The 20442-nt window shown below is 67.7% G+C and carries 18 protein-coding genes; 9 read left to right on the top strand and 9 right to left on the bottom strand.

Annotated features, from left to right (window positions below; genetic code table 11):
- The first annotated feature begins 4 nt into the window (after window positions 1–4).
- From uraD to BLS74_RS02990, 3 genes are all read left to right on the top strand, one after another.
- The gene (gene uraD, locus BLS74_RS03000) at window positions 5–1786 is read left to right on the top strand and encodes a 2-oxo-4-hydroxy-4-carboxy-5-ureidoimidazoline decarboxylase (RefSeq protein ID WP_093102855.1); all 1782 of its coding nucleotides are present in this window, start codon (window positions 5–7) and stop codon (window positions 1784–1786) included.
- On the top strand, window positions 1783–3009 hold the full coding sequence (locus BLS74_RS02995; protein WP_093102853.1) for a M20 family metallopeptidase: 1227 nt from the start codon (window positions 1783–1785) through the stop codon (window positions 3007–3009). The genes uraD and BLS74_RS02995 overlap by 4 nt, the downstream gene beginning before the upstream one ends.
- A 120-nt stretch (window positions 3010–3129) precedes the next feature.
- Window positions 3130–3402, top strand: a complete 273-nt coding sequence (locus BLS74_RS02990) for a DUF4148 domain-containing protein (RefSeq protein WP_093102851.1) — start codon at window positions 3130–3132, stop codon at window positions 3400–3402.
- Window positions 3403–3436: 34 nt separating this feature from the next.
- Here the strand turns inward: BLS74_RS02990 and BLS74_RS02985 are convergent, their stop codons facing one another.
- Complete coding sequence (locus BLS74_RS02985; protein WP_093102850.1) at window positions 3437–5086, bottom strand: phospholipase D-like domain-containing protein; 1650 nt, start codon at window positions 5084–5086, stop codon at window positions 3437–3439.
- A gap of 168 nt (window positions 5087–5254) precedes the next feature.
- Between BLS74_RS02985 and BLS74_RS02980 the strand changes: the two genes are divergently transcribed.
- Window positions 5255–5893, top strand: a complete 639-nt coding sequence (locus BLS74_RS02980) for a Crp/Fnr family transcriptional regulator (RefSeq protein WP_093102848.1) — start codon at window positions 5255–5257, stop codon at window positions 5891–5893.
- A gap of 23 nt (window positions 5894–5916) precedes the next feature.
- Here the strand turns inward: BLS74_RS02980 and BLS74_RS02975 are convergent, their stop codons facing one another.
- Genes BLS74_RS02975 through BLS74_RS02965 form a run of 3 tightly spaced genes read right to left on the bottom strand, consistent with a single transcriptional unit; the run spans window position 5917 to window position 9969 of the window.
- Window positions 5917–7038 (bottom strand): adenylate/guanylate cyclase domain-containing response regulator, encoded by a 1122-nt coding sequence (locus BLS74_RS02975; RefSeq protein WP_093102847.1) that lies wholly within the window; start codon window positions 7036–7038, stop codon window positions 5917–5919.
- Window positions 7035–7412: a response regulator gene (locus tag BLS74_RS02970; RefSeq protein WP_093102845.1), complete on the bottom strand. Its 378-nt coding sequence runs from the start codon at window positions 7410–7412 to the stop codon at window positions 7035–7037. The genes BLS74_RS02975 and BLS74_RS02970 overlap by 4 nt, the downstream gene beginning before the upstream one ends.
- Before the next feature lie 58 nt (window positions 7413–7470).
- Window positions 7471–9969, bottom strand: coding sequence for a sensor histidine kinase (locus BLS74_RS02965; protein ID WP_093102844.1), 2499 nt, complete (start codon window positions 9967–9969; stop codon window positions 7471–7473).
- Window positions 9970–10098: 129 nt separating this feature from the next.
- Between BLS74_RS02965 and BLS74_RS02960 the strand changes: the two genes are divergently transcribed.
- Window positions 10099–11082 carry an ABC transporter substrate-binding protein gene (locus BLS74_RS02960; RefSeq protein WP_093102842.1) on the top strand — a complete coding sequence of 328 codons (984 nt, stop codon included), beginning with the start codon at window positions 10099–10101 and terminating at the stop codon, window positions 11080–11082.
- A gap of 24 nt (window positions 11083–11106) precedes the next feature.
- On the opposite strand, the gene BLS74_RS02955 is transcribed toward BLS74_RS02960, so the two are convergent.
- On the bottom strand, window positions 11107–12117 hold the full coding sequence (locus BLS74_RS02955) for an aldo/keto reductase (RefSeq protein WP_093102841.1): 1011 nt from the start codon (window positions 12115–12117) through the stop codon (window positions 11107–11109).
- 63 nt (window positions 12118–12180) lie between these two features.
- On the bottom strand, window positions 12181–13119 hold the full coding sequence (locus tag BLS74_RS02950; protein WP_093102839.1) for a dihydrodipicolinate synthase family protein: 939 nt from the start codon (window positions 13117–13119) through the stop codon (window positions 12181–12183).
- Window positions 13120–13225: 106 nt separating this feature from the next.
- Here BLS74_RS02950 and BLS74_RS02945 point away from each other — a divergent pair, with 106 nt between their 5' ends.
- The gene (locus BLS74_RS02945) at window positions 13226–14104 is read left to right on the top strand and encodes a LysR family transcriptional regulator (RefSeq protein ID WP_093102838.1); all 879 of its coding nucleotides are present in this window, start codon (window positions 13226–13228) and stop codon (window positions 14102–14104) included.
- On the opposite strand, the gene BLS74_RS02940 is transcribed toward BLS74_RS02945, so the two are convergent.
- The 3 genes from BLS74_RS02940 to BLS74_RS02930 form a co-directional block, all read right to left on the bottom strand.
- Window positions 14101–15831 (bottom strand): IlvD/Edd family dehydratase, encoded by a 1731-nt coding sequence (locus BLS74_RS02940; RefSeq protein ID WP_093102836.1) that lies wholly within the window; start codon window positions 15829–15831, stop codon window positions 14101–14103. The genes BLS74_RS02945 and BLS74_RS02940 overlap by 4 nt on opposite strands.
- Window positions 15832–15844: 13 nt before the next feature.
- Entirely contained in the window at window positions 15845–16843 is a 999-nt protein-coding gene (locus BLS74_RS02935; RefSeq protein ID WP_093102835.1) for a Bug family tripartite tricarboxylate transporter substrate binding protein, read from the bottom strand.
- 93 nt (window positions 16844–16936) lie between these two features.
- Entirely contained in the window at window positions 16937–17245 is a 309-nt protein-coding gene (locus BLS74_RS02930; RefSeq protein ID WP_093102833.1) for an acylphosphatase, read from the bottom strand.
- A gap of 179 nt (window positions 17246–17424) precedes the next feature.
- On the opposite strand from BLS74_RS02930, the gene BLS74_RS02925 reads away from it, so the two are divergent.
- The 3 genes from BLS74_RS02925 to BLS74_RS02915 are packed head-to-tail and all read left to right on the top strand — an operon-like array spanning window position 17425 to window position 20441.
- Entirely contained in the window at window positions 17425–18885 is a 1461-nt protein-coding gene (locus tag BLS74_RS02925) for an NCS1 family nucleobase:cation symporter-1 (protein WP_093102832.1), read from the top strand.
- Between the two features lie 6 nt (window positions 18886–18891).
- Complete coding sequence (locus BLS74_RS02920) at window positions 18892–19656, top strand: aspartate/glutamate racemase family protein (protein ID WP_093102830.1); 765 nt, start codon at window positions 18892–18894, stop codon at window positions 19654–19656.
- Between the two features lie 41 nt (window positions 19657–19697).
- Window positions 19698–20441 (top strand): GntR family transcriptional regulator, encoded by a 744-nt coding sequence (locus tag BLS74_RS02915; RefSeq protein ID WP_093102828.1) that lies wholly within the window; start codon window positions 19698–19700, stop codon window positions 20439–20441.
- The last annotated feature ends 1 nt before the right edge of the window (window position 20442 follow it).

Below are 20442 nucleotides of genomic sequence, written 5' to 3'. Positions count from 1 at the left end.
TGATATGCAACTGACTATCGAACAGCTCAACACTGTCACGCCGGACGAGTTCACCGCCCTGCTCGACGGCACCTACGAGCATTCGCCGTGGATCGCGAAACGTGCCGCCGCCACCCGCCCCTTGCGCTCGCTCGCGCACCTCAAGCACGCGCTGGTGCAGGTCGTCGTTGGCGCCTCCGCCGACGAGCAGCTGGGCCTGATCCGCGCCCATCCCGAGCTCGCGGGCAAGGCCATGGTCAGCAAGACGCTCACCGCCGAATCCACCAACGAGCAGGGCAAGGCCGGCCTGACCGATTGCACGCCCGAGGAGTTCGCGAAGATCCAGCAGCTCAACGCTGACTACAACGCGAAGTTCGGCTTCCCCTTCATCCTCGCGGTGCGCGGGCCGCGCGGCACCGGTTTGAGCAAGCGCGAGATCATCGACACCTTCGAGCGCCGTCTGCACAACCATCCGGGCTTCGAGCTGGGCGAGGCGCTGCGCAACATCCACCGCATCGCCGAGATCCGTCTCGACGACAAGTTCGGCGCCCTACCCGCGCTCGGCAACGAGGTGTGGGACTGGCAGGAACAACTCTCGGTGCACACCGACCTGGGCTACGCCGAAAAGGGCCAGCTCACCGTGACCTACCTGACCGAGGCACACCGCGCCTGCGCGCAGCAGATCGCCGACGGGATGCGCGAAGCGGGCTTCGACACTGTGAACATCGATGCCGTCGGCAACGTGGTCGGCCGCTACGAGGGCGCCACGCCCGGCGCCAAGACGCTGCTCACCGGCTCGCACTACGACACCGTGCGCAATGGCGGCAAGTACGACGGGCGGCTGGGCATCTTCGTGCCCATGGCTTGCGTGCGTGAGCTCAAGCGCCAGAACCGCCGCCTGCCCTTTGCCTTCGAGGTGGTGGGCTTTGCCGAAGAGGAAGGCCAGCGCTACAAGGCCACCTTCCTGGGCTCGGGCGCGCTGATCGGCCACTTCGATCCCAAGTGGCTGGACCAGAAGGACGCCGACGGCATCACCATGCGCGAGGCACGGCAGATCGCCGGCCTCAAGGAAGAAGATATCGCCAAGCTGCAGCGCGATCCGGCCAAGTACCTCGGCTTCGTCGAAGTGCACATCGAGCAGGGCCCGGTGCTCAACGAGCTCGACATCCCGCTCGGCATCGTGACCTCGATCAACGGCGGCGTGCGCTACGTGGGCGAGGTGATCGGCATGGCCAGCCACGCCGGCACCACGCCGATGGACCGCCGCCGCGATGCCGCCGCCGCGGTGGCCGAGCTGATCCTCTTCGCCGAGCAGCGCGCCGCGAAGGACGGCGACTCGGTCGCCACCGTCGGCATGCTCGAAGTGCCGAGCGGCTCGATCAACGTGGTGCCCGGCCGCTGCAAGTTCAGCCTGGACATGCGCGCTCCGAACAACCCGCAGCGCGACGCGCTGACGGCCGATGTGCTGGCCGAGCTCAAGGCCATCTGCGAGCGCCGCGGCGTGCGCTACACCCTGGAAGAAAGCATGCGGGCCTCGGCCGCGCCGAGCGCGCCCGAATGGCAGCAGCGCTGGGAGAAGGCGGTGGACACGCTCGGCGTACCGCTGTTCCGCATGCCCAGCGGCGCCGGCCACGACGCGATGAAGCTGCACGAGGTGATGCCGCAGGCCATGCTCTTCGTGCGCGGCATCAACTCCGGCATCAGCCACAACCCGCTCGAATCGAGCACCAACGACGACATGCAGCTGGCGGTGGAAGCCTTCCAGCTGCTGCTGAACAACCTCGCCACCGAACAAGCACCCTCATGACCGACTACAACAAACTCGACGCCTGGATCGACGCCCACTTCGACGAGGAAGTGCAGTTCCTGCAACAGCTGGTGCGCGTGCCGACCGATACGCCCCCGGGCAACAACGCACCCCACGCCGAACGCACGGCCGAGCTGCTGAAGGACTTCGGCTTCGAGGCCGAGAAGCACGCCGTGCCCGAGCAGGAGGTGAAGGACTACGGCCTCGAATCGATCACCAACCTGATCGTGCGGCGCAAGTACGGAAGCGAGGGCCGCACCGTGGCGCTGAATGCCCACGGCGACGTGGTGCCGCCCGGCGAAGGCTGGACGCACGACCCCTACGGCGGCGAGATCGAGGGCGGCAGCCTCTACGGCCGCGCCGCCGCGGTCAGCAAGAGCGACTTCGCGAGCTTCACCTTTGCGCTGCGCGCGCTCGAAGCGGTGGCCAGGCCGGCGCGCGGCAGCGTCGAACTGCACTTCACCTACGACGAGGAATTCGGCGGCATCCTGGGCCCGGGCTGGCTGCTCAAGAACGGCCTCACCAAGCCCGACCTGATGATCGCGGCCGGCTTCAGCTACGAGGTGGTGACGGCGCACAACGGCTGCCTGCAGATGGAAGTCACGGTGCACGGCAAAATGGCGCATGCCGCGATCCCGACGACCGGCGTCGACGCGCTGCAGGGCGCGGTGCAGATCCTGAACGCGCTCTATGCGCAGAACACGCTCTACCGGCAGGTCACGTCCAAGGTCGAGGGCATCACGCACCCGTATCTCAACGTCGGGCGCATCGAGGGCGGCACCAACACCAATGTCGTGCCCGGCAAGGTGGTCTTCAAGCTGGATCGCCGCATGATCCCGGAAGAGAACCCGGTCGAAGTCGAGGCCACGATCCGAAAGGTGATCGCCGACGCGGCGGAAACGCTGCCCGGCATCACGGTCGAGATCAAGCGCCTGCTGCTGGCCAATTCGATGAAGCCGCTGCCCGGCAACAAGCCGCTGGTCGAGGCGATCCAGAAGCACGGCCAGGAGATCTTCGGCGAGCCGATCAAGGCCATGGGCACGCCGCTCTATACCGACGTGCGGCTCTACGGCGAAGCCGGCATCCCGGGCGTGATCTACGGCGCCGGACCGCGCACCGTGCTCGAATCGCACGCCAAGCGCAACGACGAGCGCGTGGTGCTCGAAGACCTGCGGCGCGCGACCAAGGTGATCGCGCGCACGCTCAGCGACCTGCTGAACTGAGCCCGGGCGGGTGCGCCCCGCATGAATCCAATGCGTGCACGGCGGCGTATATCTGGCAGCCGCCGGCGAAGCAGCAGCATTTCCTGGCGGCCCGACCCACCCTTTTTTTGGAGTCCCGCCATGAATACGAAGCTCATCGCCATCGCCGCCCTTGGCAGCCTCGCAGCCTTTGCTGCGCAAGCCTTCCAGGGCGAGCAGAACCCCCTGCCGCCACCGCCCTTCCAGTCGACGATGACGCGGGCCGCGGTCCAGGCGCAGGCCAGAACCCCCGTCCAGATCAGCAATGGCGGCACCGGCGTGCGGGCTCCCATCAGCGTGGCCGACCGCGCCACGGTCCGCGCGGGCGCACGGGCCATTGCGGCCAACGGCGCAGCCACCTACGGCGAGAACTGAGAACAGCGGCGCCGCTGAGGCGCCGCCGTCGTCTTCAGAGAAGCTCTTCGTCCACGAACATGGACACCACCGACAAGCGCAGCCGCATTCCCCAGTTCGAGTTCGGCTCGTCTGCGAACACGACCTTGTCCTGTCCGTCCTGCGCGACCCACTGGAGTCCCGGCTGGTCGGCGGTGCTGCGAACCTGGTAGCTCCTGGGCAGCCGTTCACCTTGCAGCAGGCTCGCCACCTGGCCGGCCAGCTCCGGGCTGTCGACGATCAGCCCCATCTCGGTGTTGGAGTGGGCCGAGCGGCGGTCCATGTTCAGCGAGCCGATGTAGAGCCAGCGCTGGTCCACCACCGCCACCTTGGCATGCAGGCGGCCGAGCGAGCCGCGCAGTTCGCCGGCGGCGCTGTCCCGCGTCTCGGCGCCGGGCATCAGCTCGAACAGCGAGACGCCCATCTGCAGCAAGGCGCCGCGGTAGCGCGCGTAGCCGAAGTGCACCAGCGGCTCGTCCGTCGTGGCCAGCGAGTTGGTGATGACCGACACGCGCACCCGGTTGTCGGTGGCCTGCTTGAGGATCTCCATCGTGCGCCGACCCGGAACGAAGTAGGGCGAGGCGACGAGCACCTCGGAACGCGCCGACTGCATCAGCTCGAGCTTGCCGTTCATGACGGCGCCGTAGGCGAGCGACGCATCGCCCGGCGCGGCCTTGGCCGGCGCATCGGCGATCACGCGGGCGGCGGCGATGTGCAGTTCGAGGCGCCCATTGGCCAGCTGCGAGCCGACGCTGCTCTGGCCGAGCGGGTCGCGCGCCGCCACCGTCAGGTCGGCGGCGCCGGCTGCACGCACGGTGTCGTCGAACTGGCGCCGGGCGGCTTCCGATGAGAACTCCGGTGCCGCGAGGCTCTGGATCGGATAGGCATGCTCGCTGTTCCAGTAGGCGTCGAACACCGCCGACAGCTCACGCACCACCGATCCGGCCGCGAACATGTCCATGTCGATGAAGTTGGCGGGCTCGCTGCGGCCGAAGTACTCGTTGGCGATGTTGCGGCCGCCGGTGATCGCGAACACGTTGTCGGCGACCAACAGCTTGTTGTGCATGCGCCGGTTGACGCGCGAGAACTCGTGCAGCGAGAACAGCACGCGCGAGGCGACACTGCCGTCGCGCACCGCCAAGGGGTTAAACATGCGCACTTCGAGGTTCGGGCGGGCGGCCAGGCCGGCCAGCAGCGCGTCCTGGCCGGCTGCGTGCAGGTCGTCCACCAGGAGGCGCACGCGCACGCCGCGGGCGGCGGCGTCGGCCAGCGCACGCAGGAACTGCCGCCCGGACAGGTCGTCGGCGATCTGGTAGTACTGCGCGTCGACGCTCTTCTCGGCGCCACGGGCCAGCGCGAGGCGGGCCTCGAAAGCCTGGTCGCCGGCGGGCAGCAGGCGCATGCCCGACAGCTGCCCGTTGCCGGCCGGCATCGATGCGGCGGCCACCGCGGCGAGGCGGGTGTCGGCCACGTCGATGCGGGCTTGCGAGTTCGGGCGCTGCACGCCGCTCGGCAAGCCGGCACAGGCCGTCAGCATCCCGAACAGCACCACGACGAAGGCCCACACCGCCAGGCGCGGGTCGGCCTTGGCTTGGGCGAGCGCGATCAGGCGCAGGCCGACGCAATGGGCGATCAGCAGGGGGGAGCGAGGGAAAAGGGAGGTCATGGCGGGCTCTCTCTGGTAGGCCTCTAATCTAGGCAGAGCCCCCCTTTGTCACGAGTGCGCAGTGCGCCGCGCGGATGTGACATTGGTCACAGGCGGCGGCGCGCCCGATAATCGTTTGCCGCCATGCAGCCGCCTGGCCGTGCCCCTGCGCAGCACCCGGAGTGACCGATGAATTCCGCCGACGCCAATGACCGCCTGCCGCAGCCTCTGCTCGATGCCATCGCGCCGCACGGGTCGACGCGCTCGTTCGCGGCCCACGCGATCCTGATCAACGAGGGCGACGCGACCGACTCGCTCTACATCCTGCTGAGCGGACGGGTGAAGGTCTACGCCAGTTCGGAGGACGGCCGCGAGGTGGTGCTCGCCGAGTACGGTCCCGGCGAGTATTTCGGCGAACTCTCGATCGACGGCGAGAAGCGCTCGGCGTCGATCAAGGCGCTCACGGCGTGCAGCTGCCGCGTGGTCCAGGGTTCGGAGTTGCGCCAGTTCCTCGCGGAGCACCCTGACTTCGCGGTGCACCTGACCCGCAAGCTGATCCGCATGGTGCGCCGCCTGACCGAGCAGGTTCGCAGCATTGCGCTGCAGGACGTCTACGGCCGCATGGTGCGGGTGCTGATCGAGCTGTCCGCGCCGGCCGGCGAGGAGCGCGTGCTGCGCCACAAGGTGACGCAGCAGGACATCGCCGATCGCATTGGCTCCTCGCGCGAGATGGTGAACCGGGTCATGAAGGAACTCACCGCCGGCGGCTATGTCACCCAGCGCGACGGCCGCCTGGTGATCCTGCGCAAGCTGCCGGCCGCCTGGTAGCGGGGCCTGCTAACAGCCCCAGTTCAGGAATCCGGCACGACGCGCCATACGGGCACCTTGCGCTGGAAGCCTTTGAGCGCCAGTTCGCCGGCCTGCTGGATCGACCACTCGCCTTCCGGCCGCGCCTCCTGCAAGGCGGCCTGGACGCGCTGCGACAGCAGGATCTCGCCACCCTCCGCTTCTCCGCACAGCCGTGCGGCCAGGTTGGTCACGGTTCCGATGGCTCCATAGTCGATACGCCCTTCGAAACCGATGCTGCCGATCGTCGCGAAGCCCTGGGCGATGCCGATGCCCATGTGCAAGTCGTAGCCGCGCCGGAGCCACTGGCCGCTGAGGTGGCACATCTCCTCCTGCATCCGGACGGCCATTCGCACCGCGCGCACCGGCGCATCAGGCACCGGCTGCGGATCGTTGAAGAAGATCATCATGCCGTCGCCGGAAAAGCGCTCCAGCGTCCCCTCGTGGGCCAGCACCAGCCGGCCCATCGCCGCATGGTATTGGCCCAGCACGGCCATCACCTCCTCGGGATCGGCCGTCTCGGTGAAGGCGGTGAAGCCGCGCAGGTCCAGAAAGACGACGGTGATCTCGCGCCGATGGCTCTTGAGCGGATCGTCGGCGCCGCCGGCCAGGATCGCCTGGGCCAGTTGCGGCGAGAAGAAGCGCTTGAGCTGCCCGACGCGTTCGAGCTGCTCTACGGCATCGGCCACGCGCTCCTCGAGCGTGAGGTTCCAGGCCTGCAGCTCGGCCCTCTGCCGTTGGACCTCGTCGTACAAGGCCTTGACGCGCAGCAACGAACGCACGCGCGCCATCAACTCGGCCTGGTGGATGGGCTTGCTCAGAAAGTCGTCCGCACCCGCCTCCAGCCCCTTCACGCGCTCGTGTTCCGGGTCCAGCGCGGTCACCAGCACCACCGGCAGCACCGCGCAAGCCGGATCGGCACGGATCGCGCGGCACACGTCGTAGCCGTTCATCCCCGGCATCATCACGTCCAGCAAGACCAGGTCGGGCAGGTCGGCCGCGATGCATGCCAGCGCTTCCTCGCCAGAGGCCGCGGTGCTCGTTTGATAGCCGCGCGCCGTCAGGACGTCGGCGAGCAGCCTGACGTTCTTTTCGACATCGTCGACGACCAGGATGTGGGCACTCATCGCGGTCCCTTCTGTTTCAGGAAGCGATCGACGGTCGCGCGCAGGGTCTTCAGGGCGATCGGCTTGGTCATGAAGGCGTCGAATCCCGAGTTCACGATGCTGCGATGGTCTTCGGGCATGACCGAGGCCGACACCGCGATGACCGGCACCGCCTGCAATGCCGGCTGCTCGCGAATCTTCTGCAGGGCCGCGATGCCGCCCATGCCCGGCAGCTGCACGTCCATCAGGATCAGGTCGGGCGGGTGGTCGATGGCCAGCTGCACGCCCGCCTCCCCGGTCCTCGCCTCCAGCGTGGCGTGGCCCGCGTGCTGCAGGACGTCGCGCATCAGCTTCATGTTCTTCTCGTTGTCTTCGATGATCAGGATGGTGCTCATTCGATAACCTCCGCGCCATGCGCTGCGGCGCTATTCGACTTGGGAGCGGCCCGGCGTCTCATATCACAGCCTCCGGAACCTGCATCGGCAAAAGGAAGCTGAAGGTCGCGCCTTCGCCGGGCCGGCTTTCGACGCGGATCGTTCCGCCGTGGAGTTCGACGAAGCGCTTGGCCAGCGCCAGGCCCAGGCCGGTGCCTTCCGCCCTGCGCAAAGCGTCGCTGCCGGCCTGGCGGAACTCGTCGAACACCAGGGCCTGGTCCTCCGGGGCGATGCCCACGCCGGTGTCGGCCACGCTGACCTCGGCGACGCTTTGGCCGGCCGCATCGAGGCGCCGGGCGCGGAGGCGCACGCTGCCGCCGGCCGGCGTGAACTTCACCGCATTCGACAGCAGGTTCACGACCACCTGTTTGACCTTTCGGGCATCGGCCACCCATTCCGTCAGTCCATCGCCGATCTCGAGGGAGATCAGCACACCGTCGCGCTGCGCGCGCTCGCGCACCAGGGTCAGTGCGTCGTCCATGAGCAGGCCGAGGTCGATGCAGCTCAGGTCCAGCTCCATCCGGCCCGCCTCGATCTTCGACAGGTCGAGCACGTCGTTGATCAGCGTCAGCAGGTGCTGGCCGGACGAATGGATGTCCTGCAGGTATTCCATCTGCTTGTCGTTGACCTCGCCGAACATCCGCTCGGTCAGCACCTCCGAGAAGCCGATGATGGCGTTCAAGGGCGTGCGCAGCTCGTGCGACATGTTGGCCAGGAATTCCGACTTGTGGCGGTTGGCCACCTCGAGCTCGCGGCCCTTGTTCTCGATCTCGCGGAACAGCCGCGCGTTCTGGATCGCGATCACGGCCTGGTCGGCAAAGGTCTCGACCAGGCGGACTTCCGCATCCGAAAAGGGCTGCACTTCCTTGCGAAGGACGGCGATGATCCCGATCGACGCGCCCTCGCGCACCATCGGCACGGCAAGCACCGTGTGAACGTCGTTGCGCTTCGGCGCCTTGCGCGATGCCGGGGGCCTCCAATCGACCAACTGGGCGACATCCTCGACATGCACCGTCCGGCCTTCGACGAATGCCCGGCCGACCACCGACCTGGCGCTCATCGGCAGGGCATCGTCGCGGCCCGGCCCGGAACCGCCCTTGACCGGATAGCCGGTGACAGCCCGGAAGTGATCGCCCTCCTGCAGCCAGATCTTGCTGGCATCGGCGCGGCAGCGCAGCACGGAGCGCTCGGCGATCGCCTGCAAGGCCGGTTGCAGATCCGACGGCGTGTGGCTGAGCACCCGCAGGACTTCCGCCGCCGCGGTCTGGAATTCGAGCGACGCCGTCAGTTCCGCCGTGCGCTGTTCGACCTTGCGCTCCAGCTCTCCGTACGACTCGCGCAGCTGCGCCGACATGCGGTTGAACTGATCGGCCAAGGCTTCCAGCTCGTCGCCGGTCTTGACGACGATCTGCGCGTCCAGTTCGCCCTCGCCGATGCGCCGCGCGCCCGCGGCGAGCGTGCGGATCGGCCGCACCATGTTGCGCGCCAACACCCATGCCGCCACGGCGGAGACCATCAGGCCGGCCAGCAACAGCAGGCCGGTGCGCAGGATCGAGGCGTTCAGCTTGGCATACACCTCGGCCATCGGCCGCTCGACGAACACGTTCCAGCCCAGCGGCTCGATCGGCGCCACCGAAACCAGCACTTGCGCGCCCTGCAGGTCGTGCGTCACCATGGCCTGCGGGCCCGGCGCCTTCGCCGCCGCCGCCGCCCGGACGTGCGGTAACGATGCGAGGCTGGTCTTGCGCAGCACCAGGCCGATGTCCGGGTCCGCCACGAGCAGGCCGTTGCGGTCCACCACGTAGGCCTTGCCCGCGTCGTCGGTGCTGATGCGCGAGATCACGTCCCAGATGAACTTGAGATTGAGGTCGGCCACCGTCACGGCGCTCTTGTCGCCTTCCGACCGGATCGCCACGGTCATGTAGGGCTCGGTGTCCTTGTGGAAGTACACCGGCCCGAACCAGGGCGAGCCGGCCCGGGCATGCTGGAACGGCGCTTCCGACGAGCGATCCTTTCCGGAGCCCACCGAGTCCATGCCAAGGCGCGACACCGCAACCCGTTCGAGGCCGCTGCCATCGAGCTGCGCCACGTCGGTCACCTCGGGAACCTGGCGCAGCAACCGCAGGAACTCGATGCGGCGCGCTTCCAGGTCCGCTTCGTCGAACAGCGGAACCGACGCGAAGCTCAGCTGTTCGGTGAGCTGCTGGATGTATTGCTCGATCCGCGACGCCGCGCCGACGGCCTTGACTTGCTGCAGGCTGGCCAGCGCCGCCTTGTTTTCCTGATAGGAAAAGTAGAGACTGATCGCGCCCGACGCCAGCAGCACAGCCATGACCAAGGAGAGGATCAGCAGCAGGTACTTGCGGAACAGGTGCCCGCGGTGGATGTCGCGCGCGGACTCTGCCGGCAGAGCGACATCGGGCATGGCACGGCCATCTTCCTCGGCTGCTTTCATTTCGACTGCTGATGGCGCGTTGCCACGGAAGCCCAGCGAGGTCCACGCGGCCGGGGCTTTCATGATTCGATCACTTTGTCGTCGATTGGCTGCGCCATTCACAGCGGCGCGGCGCCGATTTTCCGCCTTTGCGGACTCGGCGAAATCCACCAATCAGCCTATGGAAGACGGAAGCTCCGAAGGAGAAACCTGATGAACGGCAAGAACCTGCGGCTTCTTCTTTGCGCGCTGATGCTTGCCGCCGGCCCCGTCGCCGAGGCCCAGCAGCCCAGGAAGGTGCCGCGCGTGGGCTATCTGGCGGCCGTTTCGGCCAGCGCGGACGCACCCCGGCTCGAGGCATTCCGGCAAGGCCTGCGCGACCTCGGCTATGTCGAAGGGCAGAACATCCAGATCGACTACCGCCATGAAAGCCTGGATTTCGAGCGGCTTCCCGGCCATGCGGCCGAGCTGGTCCGACTGGACGTCGACGTCCTCGTCACGGTCACGACCAACGCAGCCCTGGCTGCCAAGAAGACGACCGGCACCATTCCCATCGTCTTCATGGGCGTCACCGACCCGATCACCACCGGCCTGGCCGAAACCCTGGCGCGGCCGGGCGGCAACAGCACGGGGATCACCAACGTGGCGGCGGTCCTGGCCGGCAAGAGGCTGGAGCTGCTGAAGGAAACCATGCCCAAGGCCAGCCGGGTCGCGGTGCTCTGGGACCGCAAGGCGCCGGGCTCCATTCCACAGTGGGAAGCCAGCCAGGCGCCCGCGGAGAAGCTGGGTCTGCAGCTTTATTCGATGGAGGTGAGCAGCGTCGACGAGTACGTGGCTGCGTTCACGCAAGCCGTCAAGGCGCGCAGCAGCGCCGTCTGGATCACGCTCAACCCGGTCGCCAATTCGAACCAGAAGCTCATTGCCGAGCTGGCCATCGCCAGCGGCTTGCCGTCGATCTGCGCACGGGGCGACTATGCGGAAAACGGATGCCTCATGGCCTACGGACCCGGCTACGGCATGGAAGGCAAGGACGGCGCCCGCTACGTCGACAGGATCCTGAAAGGCGCCAAGCCGGCGGATCTTCCCATTGAACAGCCGACAAAGTTCGAGCTGCTGATCAACCTGAAGACCGCCAAGCGCATCGGTTTCACCATCCCGCGCTCGGTGCTGAACCGGGCGGACAAGGTGATCCAGTGACGGCGTGCCCTCTTGTCTCTTGTGTCAGCGCGGCGCGTCGCCTTTGCGGTAGTCGGCGGTGAGTTCGTCAAGCCGCTGCTTGAGTCCCGCATCGAGCTTGTAGTCGGCCGCCGCGAGCGTGGCATCGAGCTGCTCCGGCCGGCTGGCGCCGAGCAGCGGCGCGGTGATCAGCGGATTGGCCATCACCCACGCGACGGCCAGGGTCGCGAGCGGCACGCCCGCTTCGTCGGCCAGCGCATGCAATTGCGCGACGCTCGCGAAGCTGCGCTCGTTCCAGTAGCGGTCCTGGTACATCGTGCCCGCGGTGCCGAGCGTGAAGCGCGTGTTGTCCTCGGGCTTGGCGCCGGCCTTGTACTTGCCGGTCAGCAGACCGCCCGCGAGCGGGTTGTAGGGAATCACGCCCAGGCCCTCTTCGCCGCAGAGCGGCAGCAGCTCGCGCTCGATCTCGCGGAACAAGAGGCTGTAACGCGGCTGCACCGAGACGAAGCGCGTGAGCTTGTGCAGCTCGGAGCGGCCCAGCGCACGCGCCAGCCGGTAGGCCAGGAAGTTGGAGACGCCGATGTAGCGCGCGCGTCCCGACCTGACGATGACATCGAGCGCCTCCAGGCTCTCGTCGAGCGGCGTCTCGCGGTCGTCGCTGTGGAGCTGGAACAGGTCGACATGGTCGGTCTGCAGCCGTTTGAGCGAGGCGTCGATGGCATCGAGCAAATGCTTGCGCGATGCGCCCTGGTCCCAGGGGTTCGGGCCGACCTTGCCGACCGCCTTGGTGGCGAGCACGAAGCGGCGGCGCGCGCCCGGCCCTTTAGCTTGCAGCCAGCGGCCGATGATCTCTTCGGTGCGGCCGGTGGTCTCGACCGTGCCGCCGAGCGGGTAGACGTCGGCGGTGTCCAGGAAGTTGATGCCGGCCTCGGTCGCCTTGTCGAGGATGCGCTGCGAGACGGCTTCGTCGGTCTGCAGCCCGAAGGTCATGGTGCCGAGCGCGAGCCGCGACACGGTCAGGCCGGTGCGGCCCAGGCGGGTGGTGGGAATGCTCATGGGTTTGCTGCGATGCGGTGGCGGCAGGCCATCATAGTGATCGCGGCGCGAACGTGCAGAGCTTCACTGAGGGCGTCGCGGGTAGCCGGACATGTCGAACCCGGCGGCGTCCAGCCGGGCCAGGACCTCGCCGCCCGCGGCGTCGCCCAGCGCGACGAGCGGCGGACGCACCCTGCGCCATGATGGATGCGCAGCGAAGCTGGAGACCACGTGCTTCATCGCCGGGATCATCGGCGCGGCCTGGAAGATCGTGCGAATGGCGTCCGCCTTGGCTTGCAGCTCGGCGGCTTCGGGACCTTGCCAGCCTTCGAACAGGCGATGGATGCCGGCCGGATTCATGTTCACCGTCGCGCTGATGCAACCCGCGCCGCCGATCGGCAAGGCCTGGGAGAGCAAGGACTCGCTGGCCGGGAACACGTCGAAGCCTGCAGTGGCGAAGTTGTCGATCATGGCCTTGGAATTGTTCCAGTCGCCCGAGGAATCCTTGGCGCCCGCGATCGTGCCCGGGTAGCGCTCCAGAAGACGCTCGATCAGGTCGAGCGTGATGGGCACCTGGCTGAGCTGCGGGATGTGATAGAGGTAGATGGGCACGCAGCCGCTTCCCACCCGCTCGATGATCTCCGCGTAATAGGCGAACACGCCATCGTCGGACACGCCCTTGAAATAGAAGGGCGGCAGCACCAGCGCGCCCGAGGCGCCGATCCGGGTGGCGTGGCGGGTCAGTTCCACCGCGTCCGGCAATGCGCAGGCCCCCGTTCCCGGCATGAGCATCGCGGCGGGAATGCCGGCCTCCACCAAGGCCTGCGCCAACGACAGCCGCTCGCCGACGGAAAGCGATGCCGCCTCCGAATTGGTGCCGAAGATCGCCAGCCCCGCATGGTTGTCCACCAGCCAGCGGCAGTGGGCGATGAAGCGCACGACGTCGGGCTCGAGCTTGTCGTTGAAAGGCGTGAGCACCGGCGCGATCACGCCGCGCAGCCGCTTCGTCGTATGGGAGTTCATGCGGATGAAGTATCGAATGACGGGTGTTCTCGAGGGCAAGAAGCCAGCACGGTCAAAGCAAAAGATTTTTTGGGTTTGAGCTGGGCCGGCCTGTACATTCGCGCCGATGGATACGCGCTACCTTCAGAGCTTTGTCGCCGTCGCCGAACTGGGCTCGATGGCCGAGGCGGCGCGCCGGCTCGACCTCACGCCCGCCGCGATCGCCGCGCGCGTCAAGGCGCTCGAGGAAGACATCGGCCTGCCGCTGGTCCAACGCTCCGGCCGCTCCGTGCGCCCCACGGAGGCGGGGCTCAAGATGCTCGATCGCGCCCGCAACGTGCTGCGCGACGTGCGCGACCTGCGGGCGGTCACCAGCGACGGCGCGTCGCTGGGCGAGTTGCGCCTGGGCGTGTTCGTCTCGGCCATGACCAGCGTGCTGCCGCTGGTGCTCAAGCGGCTGTACGCGCGCTTTCCCGATCTGTCGGTCTTCGTCGCGCCCGGCAGCTCGGTGGAACTGTGCCGGCAGGTGACGACCGGCGCGCTCGACGCCGCCATCGTGGTCGAGCCTCAATTCGCCATCGGCAAGGGCTGCACCTTCCAGGCGCTGTTCGAGGAGCGCCTGGTCGTGGTCGCGCCCAAGGCCCTGGCCCGGCGCAAGGCCCATGAGCTGCTCGCGACCGAGCCCTTCATCCGCTATGACCGCTCGGTGGTGGGCGGACAACTGGCCGACCGCTACCTGCGCGACCACGGCATCGGCGTGCGGCAGCGGCTGGAGATCGACAACCTGATGGCGGTCGCGGCACTGGTCGGCCAGGGGCTGGGCGTGGCCTTGCTGCCGGATTGGGGGCCGATGTGGAACAGCGGATTCGCGATCGCACGCGTGGCGCTGCCGGCGCGCGCGCCGGTGCGGCGCGTGGGCCTGATCTGGGCCACGCACGGGCCGCGCGCCGGGCTGGCGAAGGCCCTTCTTGCCGAGGCGCAGGCCGTCTGCAAAGGGCGTGCTTAAGGTTTCGGCGCGCGAAGAAAGTCGAAGTCGACGCCCTTGTCGGCCTGCATCACGGTCTGCAGAAAGAGCCTTCGATAGCCTCGTTCGGCCATCGGTTCGACCACCGGCGACTCCTTCGCGCGGCGCGCCAGTTCGTCGTCCGATACCAGCAGCGATATTTCGCGCTTCGCCACGCTCAGCCGGATGCGGTCGCCGTTGCGGACATGCGCGAGCGGACCGCCGATGGCCGACTCCGGCGTCACGTGCAGCACGATGGTGCCGAAGGCCGTGCCGCTCATGCGGCCGTCGGAGATGCGCACGATGTCCTTCACGCCCGCGCGCGCGAGCTTGCGCGGGATCGGGATGTAGCCTGCCTCGGGCATGCCCGGTGCGCCCTTGGGGCCGATGTTCTTGAGCACCAGCACGTCCTCGCGCGCGACGTCGAGATCGTCGCTGTCGATGCGCAGGACCAGGTCCTCGATGTTCTCGAAGACCACGGCGCGGCCTTCGTGCTCCATCAGCCCCGCATCCGCCGCGGACTGCTTGATGATGGCCCCGCCCGGCGCCAGGTTGCCGCGCAGCACCGCGATGCCGCCCTGCGGATAGATCGGGTTGTCCACGGTGCGCACCACGTCCTGCGCGAATCCCGGCCCCGCGCGTTCGATCTCTTCGCCCAGCGTCCTGCCGGTGACGGTCATGGCCTCGAGCCGCAGCAAGGGTTGGAGTTCGCGCAGCAGCGTCGCCATGCCGCCGGCCTTGTGGAAGTCTTCCATGTAGTGCTGGCCCGAGGGCTTCAGGTCCAGCAGCACGGGCGTCTCGCGCCCCATGCGGTCGAGCGCGTGCAGATCGATGTCCAGGCCCATCCGGCCCGCGATCGCGGCGAGGTGCACGATGCCGTTGGTCGAGCCGCCGATCGCGAGCAGCACCCGCATCGCGTTCTCGAAGGCAGCGGGTGTGAGCACCTTGTCGATGGTCAGGCCGTCGCGCGCGATCTGAACAGCCTGCGCGCCGGTCTGCTCCGCGATGCGGATGCGGTCGGCCGTGACGGCCGGCGGCGAAGCGCCGCCCGGCATCGTCATGCCCAGCGCTTCGGCAATGCAGGCCATGGTGCTGGCCGTGCCCATGACCGAGCAGGTCCCCACGCTCGCCACCAGCTGGTTGTTCACGTCGGCGGTTTCCTCGTCGTCGATTTCGCCCGCGCGGTATTTGCCCCAGTAGCGCCGGCAGTCGGTGCATGCGCCGACGCGCTCGCCGCGATGGCTGCCCGTCAGCATGGAACCGGTAATCAGCTGGATCGAGGGAATGCCGGCCGAGGCCGCGCCCATGAGCTGCGCCGGCACCGTCTTGTCGCAGCCGCCGATCAGGACCACGGCATCCATCGGCTGTGCGCGGACCATCTCCTCGGTGTCCATTGACATGAGGTTGCGCAAGTACATGCTCGTCGGCGCCGCGAAGCTCTCATGGATCGAGATCGTCGGAAAGTCCATCGGCAGTCCGCCGGCGAGCATCACGCCGCGCTTCACCGCTTCGATGAGCTGCGGCGCATTGCCGTGGCAGGGGTTGTAGGCGCTGCCGGTGTTCGCGATGCCGACCACGGGGCGATCGAGCGCCGCGTCCGTATAGCCGGCGCCCTTGATGAAGGCCTTGCGCAGGAAGAGCGAGAAGCCCTGGTCGCCGTAGCTGGTCAGGCCTTTGCGCATGCCCGAGGGTTCATCGGTGCCGTCGGGCTTGGAGGAGGCTTTGGACATGTTCAGTGGGCCCTCATTCGTCGGACTTGATATTGGCGTCGGCAATGACTTTTTTCCAGCGGGCAATCTCGGCCTGGATCTGCTCGTCCGACTTCGCCGGCGTCGTCGGCGCCGCCGCATAGACGCCCTGCTTGAGCAGCATCTCCCTGGCTTCGGGCGATTGCACGAGTTTCGCGAGCGCCTCGTTGAGGCGCGCCACGATGGCCGCGGGAGTGCCCGCCGGCGCCAGGACGCCGAAGGTGGAACTGACTTCGAGGTTCGGCACGCCCGCCTCGGCCGCCGAGGGCACATCGGGCAGCATCGAGATCCGCTGCGGCGTCGTGACCGCCAGCGCACGAAGCTTGGCCGAAATGATGAAGGGAAGCGAGGCCGGCGCCGTCTCGACCATCAGGCCGACCTGGCCGCCGACCACGTCGGTCATCGCCGGACCGCTGCCCTTGTAGGCGATGTGCGTCATCTTGATACCGGTCTCGCGCTGGAGGATTTCGGCGGCCATGCGCTGGGGCGCGCCGGCGCCGGACGAGGCGTAGTTCAACTTGTCGGGGTTGGCCTTGGCGTAGGCGATGAGTTCCTTCAGCGTCTTGACCGGAACCTGCGGATTGACCACCACGACCAGCGGCACCGACCCGACGATCATGACGGGTGCAAAGTCCTTCGAGATGTCGTAGCGCAGGCGCCCTTTCTCCAACGTCGCCATCGTCGCGTGCGAAGTCAGCGCGCCCATCAGCAGGGTGTAGCCGTCCGGCGCTGCCTTCGCGACCGCCTCGGCACCGATGTTGCCGCCGGCGCCGCCGCGGTTGTCGACCACGACCTGCTGCCCGAGCAGCTCGCCGAGCTTGAGCGCGACGATGCGCCCGATCACGTCGGTGGCGCCGCCGGGCGGATAGGGAACGACCAGCTTGATGGGCTTGTCGGGGTAGGCGGCGATGGCCAAGGGGGCACCGAGGGCTATGCCGCAGGCCAGGCAGGCCCGAAGAATCGCGCGACGCGCGAAGTAGTGGCTGGCTTTCATGCTTTGTCTCCTTTGGCCCGGAGTGTGGCCAGCCGGGCGCGCCGGTTGAAGCGGCTTCGACAAGGACAAAAGATAGATTCTTTTGCGTCTGCTCTACAAGCTGGGCAGCCGTTCGAAACGATCGAGGCGATCGAAAGGCGGCGGCACCTGCGTGAGCTCGAGCGCGTCGACCCATGCGCCGGGCACGCCGTCGCGCAGCCAGTTGCACATGGCATCCAGTTCGCGGCGAGAGCCCTGCAGCATGGCTTCGACCGACCCATCGGCGCGGTTGCGGACCCAACCGGTGATGCCCTTGGCGCGCGCGTGGTGCAGGCAGGCATCCCGGTAGCCGACGCCCTGCACGCGGCCGCGCAAGCGCACCAGCCGGCACTCGATCGCCTCGTTCTTGTCGCCAGGGTTCATGGCGCGATTGTTCCTCAAGCAAGGGTAAACACCAACCACCAGGCCGCAGATCTTCCTTGATTGCACCCATTTTTTGTATACAAATATAGGGTGCAATCAACGAACCGAACATGCCGTTCGGACATCCGCCCATCCCCCACGAGGAGACACCCGTGAACACAGCCGTCAGCCCAGGAAGCATGGACCTGCCGATCGCCGGCCATGCGCCGCATACCGAATCCAACGCACTCATCAAGCCGGGCTACGACCCCGCCCTCACCAACGAAGACCTCGCGCCGCTCAAGAAGCAGACCTGGGGCCAATACAACATCTTCGCCTTCTGGATGTCCGACGTGCACAGCGTCGGCGGCTACATCACCGCGGGCAGCCTGTTCGCGCTCGGCCTGTCGAGCTGGCAGGTGCTGGTGGCGCTGCTGGTGGGCATCTGCATCGTGCAGTTCTTCTGCAACCTGGTGGCCAAGCCGAGCCAGCTGACCGGCACGCCCTACCCCGTGATCTGCCGCGCCTCCTTCGGCGTGCGCGGCGCCAACATCCCGGCCATCATCCGCGGCCTGATCGCGGTGGCCTGGTACGGCATCCAGACCTACCTGGCCTCGGCCGCCTTCATGGTGCTCGCGCTGCACCTGTTCCCCAACCTCGCGCCGTACGCCGACGTCAAGCTGCACGGCTTCGCAGGCCTGTCGGCGCTGGGCTGGCTGGCCTTCATGGTGATGTGGGTGCTGCAGGCCTTCGTGTTCTGGCACGGCATGGAAGCGATCCGCAAGTTCATCGACTGGGCCGGCCCGGGGGTCTACGTGGTGATGACGATCCTGTGCGGCTGGCTGGTGTGGAAGGCCGGCTGGAGCCGCATCGACCTCAACCTGGGCGGCGTCAAGTTCCAGGGCTGGGACGCGCTGCCGGTGATGCTCTCGGCGATTGCGCTGGTGGTGAGCTACTTCAGCGGCCCGATGCTCAACTTCGGCGACTTCTCGCGCTACAGCAAGAGCTTCGACGCGGTGAAAAAGGGCAACTTCTGGGGCCTGCCGGTCAACTTCGTGTTCTTCTCGCTGCTCACCGTGATCACCACGGCCGCGACGCTGCCGGTTTTCGGCGAGCTGATCACCGACCCGGTGCACACGGTCGGCAAGATCGACAGCACCACCGCCGTCGTGCTGGGCGCGCTGACCTTCATGATCGCCACCATCGGCATCAACATCGTCGCCAACTTCGTCTCGCCGGCCTTCGACTTCTCGAACGTCGCGCCGCAGCACATCAGCTGGCGCACCGGCGGCATGATCGCCGCGGTGGGCTCGATCTTCCTCACGCCCTGGAACCTCTACAACAACCCCGAGGTGATCCACTACACGCTGGACATCCTGGGCTCCTTCATCGGCCCGCTGTTTGGCATCCTGATCGCCGACTTCTACCTGGTGCGCAAGCAGCAGGTGGTGGTGGACGATCTCTACACGCTGAGCCCCAAGGGCCGCTACTGGTACAGCAAGGGCTACAACCTGAAGGCCGTGTGGACCATGATCCCTTCGGCGCTGATCCCGATCCTGTGCGTGCTGATCCCGGCCTGGCGCGGCGCCGCCAATTACGCCTGGTTCATCGGCATGGGCCTCGGCTTCGTGATCTACGCCCTCCTCAACCGCAAGCCCTGAACTTTCATGCGCATCAAGATCATCAACCCCAACACCACCTGGAGCATGACCGAGAAGATCGGCGCCTGCGCGCGCTCGGTCGCGCGGCCCGGCACCGAGATCGTGGCGGTCAGCCCCTCGATGGGCCCGACCTCGATCGAGAGCCACTACGACGAGGCGCTGGCGGTGCCCGGCCTGCTGCAGGAGATCGCCGCGGGCGAACGCGAAGGCATCGACGGCTATGTGATCGCCTGCTTCGGCGATCCGGGCCTCGCGGCCGCGCGCGAGCTGGCGCGCGCGCCGGTGGTGGGCATCGCGCAGGCGGCCATGCACCTGGCCAGCCTGGTCGGCACTCGCTTCAGCGTGGTGACCACGCTGGGCCGCACGACGGGCCAGGCCTGGCACCTGGCCGAGGCCTACGGCATGAAGCGCTTCTGCGCCAACGTGCGGGCCTGCGAAATTCCGGTGCTCGAGCTGGAGGCGCCGGGCTCGAAGGCGCGCGAGCGCATCGTCGACGAATGCCGGCGTGCGCTCGACGAAGACGGCTCCGACACCATCGTGCTCGGCTGCGCCGGCATGGCCGACCTGTGCGCGCACATCGGCCAGGTGCTGGGCGTTCCGGTGGTCGACGGCGTGGCAGCCAGTACGCAGCTGATCGAATCCTTGGTGAACCTGCGGCTTGCCACCAGCAAGCGCGGCGAGCTGGCGCAGCCGCTGCCGAAGCCGGTCGCCGGCTTGCTGGAAGGCTTCACGCTGCCGTCTCCGGCGCCGGCGCTGAAACGCGCGGCCTGAAGCCCGCGCGCGACGCGGCGCCGCTCGTCCACAATCGCGCCATGCCCCGCGTCACCAAAGCAACCACGACCACGCCGGCGGCCGTTCCCGAAGCGGCCGCCGCGCCCGACAAGAGCGCGACCATCGAAAGCATCGCGCAGGACATCGCCACCGCCATCGTCGAGAAGCGCCTGCCGCCCGGCACCTGGCTGCGCGAGGAGGCGCTGGGGCGCGTCTATGCCGTGAGCCGCACCAAGATCCGCGCGGCGCTCTTGACGCTTTCCAAGGACAAGCTGATCGAGATGATTCCGGACAAGGGCGCCTTCGTCAGCAAGCCCAGCGTGCAGGAAGCGCGCGAGGTCTTCGGCGTGCGCCGCATCCTCGAGAGCGAAGTGGTGCGCCTCTTCATCGCCAAGGCCCGGCCCGCGGACTACCGCGCGCTGGAGCAGCACATCCAGTTCGAGCGCAGCGCGCTGCGCTCCACGACCACGGGCACCGTGCGCGAAAAGCTGCTGGGCGATTTCCACGTCGCGCTGGCCGAGGCCGCGGGCAACGGCACGCTGGCCGAGCTGGTGCGCGAACTGGTCGCGCGCAGCTCGCTGATCGCGATGCTCTACCACTCCTCCAACGATCCGCACTGCTCTTCGGACGAGCATTCGGACTTCCTGCGCGTATGCCGCAGCGGCGACGTGGAGGCTGCCGTGGCCTGCATGACGGATCACCTGTCGCGCATCGAGGCGAATCTGCAGCTCACGAGCGGGGTGCCGGACCGGCAGCTCGATCTGGTGAAGGCCTTGCTGGCCTGAA

The sequence above is a fragment of the Variovorax sp. CF079 genome, assembly GCF_900101545.1.
In the GTDB taxonomy this organism is placed as follows: Bacteria; Pseudomonadota; Gammaproteobacteria; order Burkholderiales; family Burkholderiaceae_C; genus Variovorax.
This window is presented reverse-complemented; position numbering and strand designations above follow the sequence as displayed.

What these genes read in the sequence shown, in the direction of transcription:
- BLS74_RS02950 (WP_093102839.1), bottom strand. Translation starts at nt 13,119, where the DNA reads ATGAACTCCCATACGACGAAGCGGCTGCGCGGCGTGATCGCGCCGGTG.
- BLS74_RS02940 (WP_093102836.1), bottom strand. Translation starts at nt 15,831, where the DNA reads ATGTCCAAAGCCTCCTCCAAGCCCGACGGCACCGATGAACCCTCGGGC.
- BLS74_RS02995 (WP_093102853.1), top strand. Translation starts at nt 1,783, where the DNA reads ATGACCGACTACAACAAACTCGACGCCTGGATCGACGCCCACTTCGAC.
- BLS74_RS02930 (WP_093102833.1), bottom strand. Translation starts at nt 17,245, where the DNA reads ATGAACCCTGGCGACAAGAACGAGGCGATCGAGTGCCGGCTGGTGCGC.
- BLS74_RS02960 (WP_093102842.1), top strand. Translation starts at nt 10,099, where the DNA reads ATGAACGGCAAGAACCTGCGGCTTCTTCTTTGCGCGCTGATGCTTGCC.
- BLS74_RS02970 (WP_093102845.1), bottom strand. Translation starts at nt 7,412, where the DNA reads ATGAGCACCATCCTGATCATCGAAGACAACGAGAAGAACATGAAGCTG.
- BLS74_RS02945 (WP_093102838.1), top strand. Translation starts at nt 13,226, where the DNA reads ATGGATACGCGCTACCTTCAGAGCTTTGTCGCCGTCGCCGAACTGGGC.
- uraD (WP_093102855.1), top strand. Translation starts at nt 5, where the DNA reads ATGCAACTGACTATCGAACAGCTCAACACTGTCACGCCGGACGAGTTC.
- BLS74_RS02920 (WP_093102830.1), top strand. Translation starts at nt 18,892, where the DNA reads ATGCGCATCAAGATCATCAACCCCAACACCACCTGGAGCATGACCGAG.
- BLS74_RS02935 (WP_093102835.1), bottom strand. Translation starts at nt 16,843, where the DNA reads ATGAAAGCCAGCCACTACTTCGCGCGTCGCGCGATTCTTCGGGCCTGC.
- BLS74_RS02985 (WP_093102850.1), bottom strand. Translation starts at nt 5,086, where the DNA reads ATGACCTCCCTTTTCCCTCGCTCCCCCCTGCTGATCGCCCATTGCGTC.
- BLS74_RS02980 (WP_093102848.1), top strand. Translation starts at nt 5,255, where the DNA reads ATGAATTCCGCCGACGCCAATGACCGCCTGCCGCAGCCTCTGCTCGAT.
- BLS74_RS02915 (WP_093102828.1), top strand. Translation starts at nt 19,698, where the DNA reads ATGCCCCGCGTCACCAAAGCAACCACGACCACGCCGGCGGCCGTTCCC.
- BLS74_RS02965 (WP_093102844.1), bottom strand. Translation starts at nt 9,969, where the DNA reads ATGAAAGCCCCGGCCGCGTGGACCTCGCTGGGCTTCCGTGGCAACGCG.
- BLS74_RS02925 (WP_093102832.1), top strand. Translation starts at nt 17,425, where the DNA reads ATGGACCTGCCGATCGCCGGCCATGCGCCGCATACCGAATCCAACGCA.
- BLS74_RS02990 (WP_093102851.1), top strand. Translation starts at nt 3,130, where the DNA reads ATGAATACGAAGCTCATCGCCATCGCCGCCCTTGGCAGCCTCGCAGCC.
- BLS74_RS02975 (WP_093102847.1), bottom strand. Translation starts at nt 7,038, where the DNA reads ATGAGTGCCCACATCCTGGTCGTCGACGATGTCGAAAAGAACGTCAGG.
- BLS74_RS02955 (WP_093102841.1), bottom strand. Translation starts at nt 12,117, where the DNA reads ATGAGCATTCCCACCACCCGCCTGGGCCGCACCGGCCTGACCGTGTCG.